This window comes from Pseudomonas sp. GL_091 (genome assembly GCF_057837725.1).
This window is the reverse complement of the sequence record NZ_CM174451.1, coordinates 4971989-4985078: the sequence shown is the minus strand read 5'-3', so window position 1 is coordinate 4985078 and position 13090 is coordinate 4971989. Positions and strand designations below refer to the sequence as shown.

At 60.0% G+C, this 13090-nt stretch carries 11 protein-coding genes; 7 read left to right on the top strand and 4 right to left on the bottom strand.

Annotated elements, in window-relative coordinates; genetic code table 11:
* The first annotated feature begins 104 nt into the window (after nucleotides 1–104).
* The 4 genes from AC3ITY_RS22670 (at nucleotide 105) to AC3ITY_RS22655 (ending at nucleotide 5235) form a co-directional block, all read left to right on the top strand.
* Nucleotides 105–686 carry a hypothetical protein gene (locus AC3ITY_RS22670; RefSeq protein ID WP_489305090.1) on the top strand — a complete coding sequence of 194 codons (582 nt, stop codon included), beginning with the start codon at nucleotides 105–107 and terminating at the stop codon, nucleotides 684–686.
* A 613-nt stretch (nucleotides 687–1299) separates the two neighbouring features.
* Nucleotides 1300–1947: a hypothetical protein gene (locus AC3ITY_RS22665; RefSeq protein ID WP_489305089.1), complete on the top strand. Its 648-nt coding sequence runs from the start codon at nucleotides 1300–1302 to the stop codon at nucleotides 1945–1947.
* A gap of 250 nt (nucleotides 1948–2197) precedes the next feature.
* Complete coding sequence (locus AC3ITY_RS22660) at nucleotides 2198–4237, top strand: 2,4-dienoyl-CoA reductase FMN-binding domain-containing protein (protein WP_489305088.1); 2040 nt, start codon at nucleotides 2198–2200, stop codon at nucleotides 4235–4237.
* A gap of 71 nt (nucleotides 4238–4308) precedes the next feature.
* Nucleotides 4309–5235: a 1-aminocyclopropane-1-carboxylate deaminase/D-cysteine desulfhydrase gene (locus AC3ITY_RS22655; protein ID WP_489305087.1), complete on the top strand. Its 927-nt coding sequence runs from the start codon at nucleotides 4309–4311 to the stop codon at nucleotides 5233–5235.
* A 57-nt stretch (nucleotides 5236–5292) separates the two neighbouring features.
* On the opposite strand, the gene AC3ITY_RS22650 is transcribed toward AC3ITY_RS22655, so the two are convergent.
* The 3 genes from AC3ITY_RS22650 to AC3ITY_RS22640 all read right to left on the bottom strand — a co-directional run bounded on the left by AC3ITY_RS22650 (nucleotide 5293) and on the right by AC3ITY_RS22640 (nucleotide 8137).
* A complete protein-coding gene (locus AC3ITY_RS22650; RefSeq protein ID WP_489305086.1) occupies nucleotides 5293–5853 on the bottom strand; it encodes a cytochrome b in 561 nt (186 codons plus the stop codon).
* A 183-nt stretch (nucleotides 5854–6036) separates the two neighbouring features.
* A complete protein-coding gene (gene phnX, locus AC3ITY_RS22645; protein ID WP_489305084.1) occupies nucleotides 6037–6864 on the bottom strand; it encodes a phosphonoacetaldehyde hydrolase in 828 nt (275 codons plus the stop codon).
* A 163-nt stretch (nucleotides 6865–7027) separates the two neighbouring features.
* Nucleotides 7028–8137, bottom strand: coding sequence for a 2-aminoethylphosphonate--pyruvate transaminase (locus tag AC3ITY_RS22640; protein ID WP_489305083.1), 1110 nt, complete (start codon nucleotides 8135–8137; stop codon nucleotides 7028–7030).
* A gap of 109 nt (nucleotides 8138–8246) precedes the next feature.
* On the opposite strand from AC3ITY_RS22640, the gene AC3ITY_RS22635 reads away from it, so the two are divergent.
* Nucleotides 8247–9110 carry a LysR substrate-binding domain-containing protein gene (locus AC3ITY_RS22635; protein ID WP_489305081.1) on the top strand — a complete coding sequence of 288 codons (864 nt, stop codon included), beginning with the start codon at nucleotides 8247–8249 and terminating at the stop codon, nucleotides 9108–9110.
* Between the two features lie 49 nt (nucleotides 9111–9159).
* Here the strand turns inward: AC3ITY_RS22635 and AC3ITY_RS22630 are convergent, their stop codons facing one another.
* On the bottom strand, nucleotides 9160–10032 hold the full coding sequence (locus AC3ITY_RS22630) for a LysR family transcriptional regulator (RefSeq protein ID WP_489305080.1): 873 nt from the start codon (nucleotides 10030–10032) through the stop codon (nucleotides 9160–9162).
* A gap of 270 nt (nucleotides 10033–10302) precedes the next feature.
* Between AC3ITY_RS22630 and AC3ITY_RS22625 the strand changes: the two genes are divergently transcribed.
* The gene (locus AC3ITY_RS22625; RefSeq protein ID WP_489305079.1) at nucleotides 10303–11628 is read left to right on the top strand and encodes an MFS transporter; all 1326 of its coding nucleotides are present in this window, start codon (nucleotides 10303–10305) and stop codon (nucleotides 11626–11628) included.
* A 70-nt stretch (nucleotides 11629–11698) separates the two neighbouring features.
* Nucleotides 11699–13090: an FAD-dependent oxidoreductase gene (locus tag AC3ITY_RS22620; RefSeq protein ID WP_489305077.1), complete on the top strand. Its 1392-nt coding sequence runs from the start codon at nucleotides 11699–11701 to the stop codon at nucleotides 13088–13090.

The following is a 13090-nucleotide window of genomic DNA, read 5'->3' as shown; positions in this document are numbered from 1 at the left end:
AATGCCATTAGTTATCGGGGTGCCAGCAGCGTACTGGAACTCATCAAAGCAGGTTGGAACCGAGCGGCGAAAACAAAAAATAATGGAAAAAAGGAAGCCCGGCCTTGAACATTTCAGCCATCTGCCTCTTGAGCAGCCTATTGGTTTCGGTCGCGGTGTCTGCTACCGGTGGGACTCCGCTCTTCGACCTGGACTTCACCAGATCAGCCACGGAAACGCTGAAAAAACTGGATATCAACGACGCTTGTATTATCGCCGTCTCAAGTCCTGCAGCGTTTACCTTCTGCCGAAAAGGGTCGTCAACGCTCTGGAAGTATCAGGTGTTGGATCTGGAGCAACTGGCGGCGATCCAGACTGGCCCAAAGCGCTCTTCGACGGATGATCAGCGAATTACCATTGAGGAAGTCGATAGCGCTGCCTGCGAGCAGGATCACCTTGCGCTATTGGTTAATCCGGTTGTCAGGCGTGGACTTGTCCTCGGCCTGATCAGCCTGTTTCTGTTGATTGGCCTGCGACAGACCTACCGGGCAATCCTGTATTGCCGATATGACCAATCCGGGTTTTCGAAGTCCGGCTTGCGGCGGTTGAGCGAATCCCGGTTACCGCACAATTCAACGGTAATGGCGTTGGCCGCGTGGGGTGTAGCTGCAGCCATGGCATTTGTTTACTTCGGGTTTTGGGCATGACCACAGATGACGATTAAGTAACTTTATTCACGCCCTGATTGATTCAATTGATCCTGCGTTGCGGCCTGCTTGAAGTGGTGGCCGGATTATCGTGGAATCCGCAGTTGGAGTTGGCTCTGGATGAGACTCGCTCGCTATTGTGCGTGTTGTCGGATGTATAACAACTAGTGGATCCAATGTGCAGTTATAAAAGTGCATGTAGTCAAGCAGACCAGTTGTGGTGGGGCATAGAGTGAAAGTTGGCTCATTACTGTCGCTTCAGGCGCACTTGCGCTACGCACCGTTTGTCGGTGGTTTGTTTAAGAAATGAACATTGGAGCGTCTGTGGCCTCTGATTCCTAAGCACGTCAGTCATGACCTGCCCCTGCAATCGCAAAAAAAGAAGTGGAAGTTGAGTCTCAAGTGCAGTGAATGCACATGGGGGGAGTTATCTGAAACTCATGGAGGTGATAAACCAGTCGGTCATTGATTTGCCAGGCGAGTCAATGAGGTTAACAGTGCCGAGTCCATGATTTGGCTTATCTTTTAGAAGTAAGGTCGTGCAGGGTTTTTAATAATTAAAGATTCTGTCAGGTGGTCGATCCGTACTCTCGAATAAGGTGGAGAAAATACCGTGGCGATAAATACCATTATGAGTCTGCTGGAAAATAAGGAATTCCTGGAGTTTTTGCGTCTGGGCGTTATTTACGTTCATTTGGTGGCGTGTTGTGTGGCCATCAGTTTGGTGCTGACCAGTGATGTTGCGATGGTTAGAGATCTTTTAAAACGGAAAGTATTTACTGAGCATGATAATGCTCACATGGAAAGTCTTCAGAAGTCGGTCATCGTTGCACTAATAGCGCTGTGGGTAACGGGTGTCGCTGTCGTCGGTATTGATTACCTGGGTAAAGGTGTCGAATACTTCATGAATCCAAAGCTTCAAGCCAAAGTCATTATTGTCGCGCTGCTGAGTTACAACGGCGTCTTGTTGCATCGCCTGGTACTGCCGGCACTGCAAAAGGCAGGCTCGTTGCTCAACCTCGGATTCAGTGCGCGGATGCTGGCGTTGGCCTGCGGGTCGTTGTCGGCAGTGTCCTGGATGTATGCCGCCATGCTGGGTGTCGGACGTCCTCTGGCCTGGAAGTTTTCCCTCTCCGAACTGTTGATGGCTTATCCGGTACTGATTGTGCTCGGGTTCCTGACGATGGTGGCGTTGACCCAGCGAGCGAAACAACGGGACGACTACGTTGCGCCTGCGCGGACGGTAGCAAGCGCATGCTAAGCCGGTTCTGCGCGTAAATCTTGCGGGCTTGTCCAGAGTCTGAAAGGTAGCGACCTTCCTGGAGCAGGGTTCAACCCGGACCTGCACCGGAAGGTCGTTTTAGTTTTGAGTTGTAGCTGCTCACTTCGATCATTAAGTTGTCAGTTACGGTCATTGAGCGACAGCGTCGCGACTCTTAGTCTGTCGAACATGACTGATGGGGGCCGTAGAGCTTCCGCACTTTCCGTGATCGCTCGATGTGGAGTTACCGATGACCACCGCTCAATACCCGCACCTGTTGGCTCCGCTGGACCTGGGGTTCACCACGCTGCGCAACCGCACCCTGATGGGGTCGATGCACACTGGCCTTGAAGAGAAACCGGGTGGCTTCGAGCGCATGGCGGCGTACTTTGCCGAGCGTGCCCGTGGCGGTGTCGGCCTGATGGTCACCGGGGGTATCGGCCCGAACGACGAGGGTGGCGTGTATTCCGGTGCGGCCAAGCTGACGACCGAAGAAGAGGCGCTCAAGCACCGTATCGTCACCCGTGCCGTGCATGATGCGGGCGGCAAGATCTGCATGCAGATCCTCCATGCCGGTCGTTATGCCTACAGCCCGAAACAGGTTGCGCCCAGCGCAATTCAGGCGCCGATCAACCCGTTCAAGCCCAAGGAGCTGGACGAGGAAGGCATCGAGAAGCAGATCAGCGATTTCGTCACCTGCTCGGTACTGGCACAAACCGCCGAGTACGACGGCGTGGAAATCATGGGCTCGGAAGGTTATTTCATTAACCAGTTCCTCGCCGCCCACACCAACCACCGCACCGACCGCTGGGGCGGCAGCTACGAAAACCGTATGCGCCTGCCGGTGGAAATCGTGCGTCGCGTGCGCGAAGCGGTAGGCCCGAACTTCATCATCATCTTCCGTCTGTCGATGCTCGACCTGGTCGAAGGCGGCAGCACCTGGGAAGAGATCGTGCAACTGGCCAAGGCCATCGAGCAGGCCGGTGCGACCATCATCAACACCGGTATCGGCTGGCACGAAGCGCGGATTCCGACCATCGCCACCAAAGTGCCGCGCGCGGCCTTCAGCAAGGTCACGGCCAAACTGCGAGGTTCGGTCAATATTCCGCTGATCACCACCAACCGCATCAACACCCCGGAAGTGGCCGAGCAGATCCTGGCCGAAGGCGATGCCGACATGGTGTCCATGGCGCGGCCGTTCCTCGCCGACCCGGATTTCGTCAACAAGGCCGCTGAAGGTCGCGCCGATGAAATCAACACCTGCATCGGTTGCAACCAGGCCTGCCTCGATCACACCTTCGGCGGCAAGCTGACCAGTTGCCTGGTCAACCCGCGTGCCTGCCACGAAACCGAGCTCAACTATCTGCCCGTGCAGCAACTGAAGAAAATCGCCGTGGTCGGTGCCGGCCCTGCGGGTTTATCCGCCGCGACCGTGGCCGCCGAGCGTGGTCATCAGGTGACGCTGTTCGATTCGGCCAGCGAAATCGGCGGTCAGTTCAACATCGCCAAGCGCGTTCCGGGCAAGGAAGAGTTCTTTGAGACCATTCGCTACTTCAACCGCAAATTGCAGACCACCAACGTCGAGGTGTGCCTGAACACCCGCGTGGACGTAGCGCAACTGGTCGAAGGCGGTTACGACGAGATCATTCTGGCCACCGGCATTGCGCCGCGCCTGCCGGCCATTGCGGGGGTGGAAAACGCCAAGGTGCTGAGCTATCTGGACGTGATCCTGGAGCGCAAGCCGGTTGGCAAGCGCGTCGCGGTGATTGGTGCCGGTGGTATCGGTTTCGACGTCTCCGAGTTCCTTGTGCATGAAGGTGTCGCTACCAGTCAGGATCGCACCGCGTTCTGGAAGGAGTGGGGCATCGATACGCACCTTGAAGCACGCGGCGGTGTCGCTGGTATCAAGGCCGCACCCCATGCCCCGGCCCGCGAGGTATTCCTGCTGCAACGCAAGAAATCCAAGGTCGGCGACGGCCTGGGCAAGACCACCGGCTGGATTCATCGCACCGGTCTGAAGAACAAGCAGGTGCAGATGCTCAACAGCGTCGAATACCTGAAGATCGACGACGAAGGCCTGCACATCCGCATCGGCGAAACCGGCGAGCCGCAGGTGCTGCCAGTGGACAACATCGTGATTTGCGCCGGGCAGGATCCGCTGCGTGAGTTGCATGACGGTCTGGTGGCGGCGGGGCAGAGCGTGCATCTGATCGGTGGCGCGGACGTTGCGGCAGAGCTGGATGCCAAGCGGGCGATCAATCAGGGTTCGCGGTTGGCGGCGCAGTTGTAATCCACTTCCGACAAGCTCCCTCGCCACAAAGGTGCTGCTAAGATGCCGGATCACTCCAATGATCCGGCATCATGCTTTCTCCTCCTGACAACTGGCTTCCTCAAGTCCCCCTCGACCCCCTTCACCTCGACTGGCTCACTCACGCCGGCATCGAAGTGGCGATCCTGCGCCTGGACCAGATCGACCCGCTGATCAGCGGCAACAAATGGTTCAAGCTCATCGAGCACCTGAAGACCGCCGAGCGCCTCGGTGCCGAAGGCATCATCAGTCTCGGTGGCGCGCACTCCAATCACCTCCACGCGTTGGCGGCGGCGGGCAAGCGTTTCGGCTTTTCCACCGTCGGCCTGTTGCGCGGGCACCCTCAGCAAAACCCGACGGTCAAGGACTTGCAGGCGTTCGGCATGCAGTTGCACTGGCTGGGTTACGAAGGCTATCGAGCGAGGCATGAAGAGGGCTTCTGGCAACCCTGGCAAACCCGCTATCCGACGTTGCATCCGGTGCCTGAAGGGGGAGGAGGTTTGCCTGGCGCCCTGGGTTGCACGCAACTGCGGGCCAGCGTTTGCGCGCAATTGGAGGGTTTGGGCTGGAGTGACTACGACGGCTGGTGGCTGGCCTGCGGAACCGGCACGACCCTGGCCGGCCTGGTGCTGGGCGAAGCGGGGGATCATCCGGTGTACGGTGCCCTGGCGGTGCCGGACGATCATGGGGTGGCGCAGCAGGTCGAGAGGATCGTGCAGGAAGCGGGTGTGGTCGATGCGGCGTATGAGCTGTTCGAGGCCAGTCGCGGCGGGTTTGCCAAGGTTGATCCGCTGCTGCTCGACTTTATCGAACAGACAGAGCAGGCGGGAAGTATTCCACTGGAGCCGCTGTATACCGGCAAGGCACTGCTGGCACTCAAGCACCAAGTCGAAGCGGGCCGATTCGCCCAAGGTACGCGACTGATCTTCATCCACACCGGCGGCTTGCAGGGGCGGCGGGGATTGAGTTCAAAAAACTGAGCGGCGCTGCGATCCAATGTGGGAGCAAGCCCGCTCCCACATTGGAATTCATTGGTCTCAGGAATCGTGGTTCACGCGCTTGGGCATCATCCGCAGCAAGGTGTTATCGCCGACCACATAGTGGTGATACAGCCCGGCCACGGCATGCAGGCCGATCAGCCAATAGCCGATAGTGCCGCCGAGTTCGTGCCAGCCCTGGAGCTGTTTGGCCAGGTCCTTGTTTTCCGCTACCAGCATCGGCAGGTCGAAACCGTAAAACATCACCTGATTGCCTTTGGCGCTGGTGACCAGCCACCCGAGAATCGGCGTGACGATCATGAAAATGTACAGCGCCCAGTGCATCAGCCTGGCCAGCGTCGTTTGCCAGTGCGGCGAGGCCGGGAAGATCTGCGGCGCCGGGCCGAGACTGCGGGCGAACAATCGCACCCAGACCAGAACGAATACGGTCAGGCCGAGCAGGAAGTGTGATTCGACGATCAGCGTGCGCCCGCCACTGCCCTTGGGAAAGATCCCGCGAAACTCGATACAGGCGTAAACCAGCACCAACAGGACCAGCATCAACCAATGCAGCGCGATCGACACGGTGCTGTAGCGCGATTCGGAGTTTTTCCACGGCATACGGTGTTCCTCAGAGGTCCGGTTTAAAGCCACCGTTCTTGTCCGACGGTGTGCTCTAACTGTAATCCTGTTTCACCGGGTTTGCCTGAGGCGATTGGTCGCTGGATGCTCTGGTTCGGGTAATACACAGAAAAAAACTGTAGGAGCGAGCAAGCTCGCTCCTACAGGGGGGAGTTGCGTTTTTTAGCTCGATTGTGGCATTTCACCGTTGGCCAGACGCTTGTTGATGTCGGCGATCACTTCCGGCAGATCAGTGATGGTGTCGATCATGTAGTGCGGGCGCGAACCTTCGAACATTGCGTGGATACGCTTGCGCTCGCTGTCCAGTTGATCGCTGCCCAGAGCGCGATAACCTTCGTAGTCCAGGCCCAGGGCGTTGCCCGAGCAGATCAGCGCCACGGTCCACATGCCAGCGCGGCGACCTTCGAGAATGCCCGGCACCGTGTCGTCGATCTTCACGCACGCGGCGACATCGTCGATGCCCAGGGCGATGACGTTGGCCAGCGCCTGGGCGGGCCATGGGCGGCCATTCGGGACTTCGTCGGTGGCAACCACGTGATCGGCGACGTAGCCGTTGCTGGCGGCCAGTTCGACCACTTTGTCCATGACCTGTTTCGGGTAACCGGAGCAGGAGCCGATCCTGATCCCTTGCTGGCGCAGGTTGGCGATGGTCTCCAGCGCCCCCGGAATCAGCGCGGAGTGTTCGGCGATTTTTTCGATCTGCAGCGGCATGAAGCGTTGGTAAATCGCGGTCACGTCATCGTCGGTCGGCGTGCGGCCGAACGCTTTGCGATAACGCTCGGCAACTTGCGGTTGATCGCACAGGGTGCGGATGTGGTCCCACTTGCCCATGCCCATCGGGCCACGGGCCTCTTCGATGGACACCTGGACATCGAACTCGGCGAAGGCCTCGACGAAAATCTGCGTCGGGGCGAAGGAGCCGAAGTCGACCACGGTGCCGGCCCAGTCGAGGATGGCGGCTTGCAGTTTGGTTGGGTTGGTGTAGTTCATGGTGATCTGAGTCCTGTAATAACTGGCTATTGGAGAGCAGCTTTACTGTAGGAGCGAGCTTGCTCGCGATGGTCTTTCATTCAACATGTGAGTCGACTGACCGGGCCTCATCGTCGGAGCGCCGCCCGGAGCAAGCTCGCTCCCACAGGGGATGTGGTGTGGGTTAGATCTCTAACACTTCCATCTCGCGCAACACTTCAGCAATCGCCGCCACGGCTTCGCGCATTTCGGCTGGTTGGACATGGCCGATGCAGCCGACGCGGAAGGTTTCGACCTGGGTCAGTTTGCCGGGGTAGAGGATGTAGCCCTTAGCCTTGACCCGCTCATAGAACTCCTTGAATGCGTAGCGCGGATCTTTCGGGGCGTGGAAGGTGGCGATGATCGGCGCCTGGATAGCCGCCGGCAGGAAGCTGCGCAACCCCAGTTTGCTCATCTCTTCCATCAATGCCTGGCAGTTGGCGGCGTAGCGTTCGTGCCGCGCCGGCAAGCCGCCTTCTTCGTTGTATTGCAGCAGGGCTTCGTGCAGCGCCGCGACCACATGGGTTGGCGGGGTGAAGCGCCACTGGCCGGTCTTGGCCATGTAGGCGTGCTGGTCCTGCAAATCCATGGCCAGCGAATGCGAGTTGCCGGCGGCGCTGGCCAGGGATTCTTTGCGAGCGAAGACAAAACCCATGCCCGGTACGCCCTCCAGGCATTTGCCCGAGGCGGCGATCAGTGCGTCGAACGGCACTTGCTGTGCATCCACTGGCAGGGCGCCGAAGGAACTCATGGCGTCGATGATCAGGCGCTTGCCGTGTTCTGCGACGACCTGGGCGATCTGCGGCAGCGGATTGAGGATGCCGGTGCTGGTTTCGCAGTGAATCAGGGCGACGTGGGTGATGCCGCTATCGGCGCGCAGCAGGCGGTCGACGTCGGCGGCGGTGGTCGGCTCGTCTTCTGCGGTTTCGAAGGTGCTGAAGGAGCGGCCCAGCACTTCGCAGATTTTTGCCAGGCGTTTGCCGTAGGCGCCGTTGATCAGTACCAGAATCTTGCCGTCCCGAGGCACCAGCGTGCCGATCGCTGCCTCGACCGCGAAGGTGCCACTGCCTTGCAGTGGCACGCAGTGGTGGGTGGCGGTGCCGTTGATGATTGCCAGCAGTTGCTCGCAGAGGCTGGCGGTCAGTTGGTTGAAGCGGTCATCCCATGAACCCCAGTCGATCATCATCGCCTGTCGGGTGCGGGGCGAAGTGGTCAATGGGCCGGGGGTGAGCAGGATGGGTTCGGCAGTACTCATTCTCGTGTCCTCGCAATCGATGGGATGAAGCGTTGGTGCCTAAATTGCAATTTGCCGTGTTATCAATCAAATTGTTTGTTGTTATGCCAGCTATCAGCGAGGGTTATTAATGAACCTGTTCCAGCTCCGCGCCTTCGATGCCGTGGCCCGGGAAGGCAGCTTTACCCGGGCGGCGGCGCGGCTGTTCATCAGCCAGCCGGCGGTTACCGGGCACATCAAGGCCCTGGAGGAGCACTACCAGATCACCCTGCTGCGTCGCACCGCCCGCCGCGTGGAACTGACTGAGGAGGGCATCAAACTGGCGGCAATCACCCGGGCGATGTTCGGCCTGGCCGAAGAGGCGCAGGTGATGCTCGAAGCCAACCGGCAATTGCTGACCGGGCGCCTGGAGGTGGCGGCGGACGGTCCGCACATGGTCATGCCGATGCTCGCCAGCCTGCGTGCGCGCTATCCCGGGATCACGGTGAACCTGCGCCTGGGCAATGCCCAGGAAACCCTGGCGGCGTTGTTGTCCGAGCATGCCGACGTGGCGGTACTGACCGAGGTCGAGCCGCGCAAAGGCTTGCATCTGCAGGCGCTGAACGAATCACGGATATGCGCGCTGGTGCCCGACGGGCATCCTTGGGCGCAGAAGACCAAAGGCGTGCAGCTCAAGGAACTGGATCAGGTGATCATGGTGCTGCGCGAACCGAGTTCGATTACCCGGCGCACCTTCGATGAGGCGTGTGCCCAGGCCAAGGTCAATCCACGGGTGTTGCTGGAACTGGACAGCCGCGAAGCGGTGACCGAGGCGGTGGCCGCCGAACTGGGGGTGGGGGTGGTGTCGTCGGTGGAGGTCAGTCACGATCCACGGGTGGCGGCGGTGCCGATCATAGGTGAGGGGTTGGTGAATCGGCACATGATCGGGTGCATGGAGCGGCGTCGGGATTTGCGGTTGATTCAAGCGTTTTTCGGGTTGGCACCCGTCAGGTAGACCGAGCTGCCTGCCATCGCGAGCCTGCTCGCGATGGCGTCGGTCCTGCCTACACCAGACTCTCGCGCACCATCTGCAGAAAAGTCGCCACCACCCGCCGCGAACTCTGCTCGCGCAAACACACCAGGGTTTCAGTCAACCGTCGCTTGCAATCGATAATCGGCAACGCACACACCCGCGAATCCGCACCAAACTCGGCAGCCGACACCACACCCACCCCAATCCCCACCACCACTGCCTCCCGCGCTGCCTCCCGACCTTCAACCTGAATCGCCGGGCGAATGCGGAACCCGGCACCGGCCATTTCCTCCTCCAGCGTCTGCCGGGTCACCGAACCGATTTCCCGCAACACCAGTGGCGTGTCGTCGAGGTCGGCGAGGGTGATGGATTCGCGCTCGGCCCACGGATGATTGCGCGACACGAATGCCACCATCGGGTCGTTACGCAGGGGCAGGGAAATCAGTCGTTCATCGCTGACGTCACGGCCCAGCAACGCCAGGTCGGCCTGATAGTTGAACAGTCGGAACAGTGATTCATCGGTGTTGCCGGTTTCGATCTTCACGCTGATCCCGGGGTAGCGCTCACAGAACCGGGCGATCTGCGGCAGCACATGCACCGGCGCATCCACCGCCAGAATCAGGCTGCCGGTCTGCAAGGCCTGGGAGTCCTGCAACAGTTCCTGGGCCTCGGCTTCGATGACAAACAATTTCTGCGTCACGCTCAGCAGGCGTTCGCCCAGATCGGTCAGGCGCACCGAGCGCTTGTTGCGGTGAAACAGCAAAACGCCGTAGCGCTCTTCGAGTTTGCGCACCTGGTCGGAAATCGCCGGTTGCGTCAGAAACAGGCGTTCGGCGGCCTTGGTAAAGCTTCCATGGACCGCCACGGCATGGAAAGCTTTGAGCTGGGCGTGGGACACCGACATGGGAATCTCCAGTAACAAGCTGAACTTATATTTGAAATACGATAAATCGATTTCACTTATTAATCAGTAATTGTTTTTATCCACCTCAGCCCCGGTGACTGGTCAGTCGAACAGCAGCGGGTGCCATGAGCCTGGGCGTGCAAAAAAACAGGACTCATCTGACCGGTATCCGCCGTAGGGACAGGGCGATATCGCAGTGCTCAACAATAAAAAGACAGGCGTTTTCTTCCAATTCTGCCGGCACACTCACACCCTGAGGTCAGAACCACAATGAACAAGCACATCGGCACCATCAAGCGTTGGCGCGTGCAGATCTTCGCGATCACCTGGCTCGCCTACGCCGCGTTCTACTTCACCCGCAAAGCATTCTCGGTCGCCAAGCTCGGTATTGGCGAAGACCCGACCTTCATGCTCGACAAAATGGCCATGGCCAACCTCGACGCCATCTACCTGACGGCTTACGCCGTCGGCCAATTCACCTGGGGCATCCTCGCAGACCGTTTTGGCCCGCGGGTCGTTGTGCTCGGCGGGTTGCTGATTTCCGCCGCCGCGGCGCTGGTGATGGGCAACTTTGCAACGTTACCGATATTCGCTACCTGCATGCTGATACAAGGCCTGGCGCAGTCCACCGGTTGGTCGGGGCTGTGCAAGAACCTCGGCAGCTTCTTTCCCTCCGATCAACGCGGACGGGTATTGGGCCTGTGGAGTTCCTGTTACGCCTTTGGCGGTCTGGTAGCCTCGCCGTTTGCCGGTTGGTGGGCGTACACGCTCATCGGCAGCTGGCATGCGGCGTTCATTTCCAGTGCGGCGGTGGTTGGGCTGGTCGCCGTGCTGTTTTTTATTTTCCAACGCAACAAACCGGAAGACGTCGGCTTGCCGGCGGTGGAACCGGAACCCGAGCTGACCGCCGAACAGGCTGACGCGCAAAGCAAAATCAGCATGTGGGCGCCGTTGAAGGAAATCCTGCGCAATCGCACGGTGCTGGTACTCGGGTTGGCGTACTTCATGCTCAAGCCGGCGCGCTACGCGATTCTGTTGTGGGGGCCGGTGATCGTCTTCGAACAGATGCCTTCGGTGGGCAAGGTCGGTGCGGCGATCATTCCGACCGCGTTCGAACTGGCCGGGTTGCTCGGGCCGATCCTGATTGGCCTGGCCTCGGACAAGCTGTTCGGCGCCCGGCGCATGCCGGCCTGCGTGATAAGCCTGTTGGCGCTGACGGTGTCCCTGGCGTTTTTCATGGGCGCCCTGCATACCGGCAGCGTGCTGCTGGTGGTGGCGCTGCTGTTCGTCATGGGCCTGACCCTCTATGGGCCGGACTCGATGATCAGCGGCTCGGCCGCCATCGACTTCGGCACCGCCAAGGCCGGCGCCACGGCAGCCGGTTTCGTCAACGGCTGCGGCTCGGTTGGGGCGATTCTCGGCGGGTTGCTGCCGGGCTACTTCGACACCGTTACCGTGTTCATCGTCTTCGCCGGCTGCGCCATGTTCTCGGCGCTGGTGTTGATCCCGCACTGGAACAGCCGCCCCGGTGGCCTGGGTACTCACTTCGCCTACGTGCCCAATAAAGCGATGACCATCAAACCCCTGCGTACCTGAATCCTGTCCCTCGTCGCCTGCTGCACCTGCGGCAGGCTGGCGTGTGGGCAACTGACCGGAGATTGACCCCATGAGACCCTTTTGGCTGGACCAGGCCTTGAAGGCTGATGCATCCGAAACCTGTCCGCCACTGCAAGGCGACAGCCGCGCCGACGTGTGTATCGTCGGTGGTGGTTACACCGGGTTGTGGACCGCGATCATGCTCAAGGAACAGAACCCCGAGCTGGACGTGTTGCTGATCGAAGCGGACATCTGCGGTGCCGGGGCCAGTGGACGCAACGGCGGTTGTGCGTTGTCGTGGTCGGCCAAGTATTTCACCCTTGAGCGTTTGTTCGGCGTCGAAGAAGCCGTGCGACTGGTCAAGGAGTCCGAGCGCAGCATTCACGCCATTGGCGCCTTCTGCGAACAGTATGCGGTGGACGCCGATTACCGCCTTGATGGCACGCTCTACACCGCTACCAACCGTGCGCAATGCGGCTCGACTGATGCGGTCATCGCCGCCCTGGAGCGCAATGGCATCAACTCGTTCACCCAGCGACCTGTGGCCGATGTGCAGCGCATGGCCGGTTCCAGCAAACACCTGGAAGGCTGGTTTTCCCCGGCCGCGGCCAGTGTACAACCGGGCAAGCTGGTGCGTGGCTTGCGCCGGGTGGCCTTGCAACTGGGGGTGAAGATTCATGAAAACACTGCCATGACCGGGCTGGAAGAAGGCAAACCGGTAGGGATCGAAACCCGTAACGGCACCATTCGCGCCGACCGCGTGGTGCTGGCGATGAACGCCTGGATGGCCCGGGCGTTCCCGCAGTTCGAACGCAGCGTGGCGATCGTTTCCAGCGACATGCTGATCACCGAGCCTCGACCGGATTTGCTCGATGAAATCGGCTTGACCAGCGGTGTCACGGTGCTCGATTCGCGGATTTTCGTGCACTACTACCACAACACCCCGGACGGCCGGATCATGCTCGGCAAGGGCGGCAATACCTTCGCTTATGGCGGGCGCATGCTGCCGGTGTTCGACCAGCCTTCGCCTTACGCCGGTTTGCTGCAGAACAGCCTGGCGGATTTCTTCCCGGCGTTTGCCGACGTTAAGGTCGAAGCGACCTGGAATGGTCCGTCGGATCGTTCGGTGACCGGGCTGCCGTTTTTCGGGCAGATGAGCGCCAGTGGCAATGTGTTCTACGGTTTCGGCTATTCCGGCAGCGGCGTCGGACCCTGCCATATGGGCGGGCAGATTCTGGCGTCGATGGTCCAGGGCCTGGACAACCCTTGGACCCGCTCGCCGCTGGTCAATGGACCGCTGGGTTTTTTCCCGCCGGAGCCGATTCGCTACATCGGCTCGCTGATGGTGCGCAACGCCATCCGCCGCAAGGAGCGGGCTGAGGATCATGGACGTCGGCCACGGCACCTGGACGTGCGTCTGGCGAAGTTCGCCGCCGCGGCCGGCAAGGCCGACAAGGGCTGA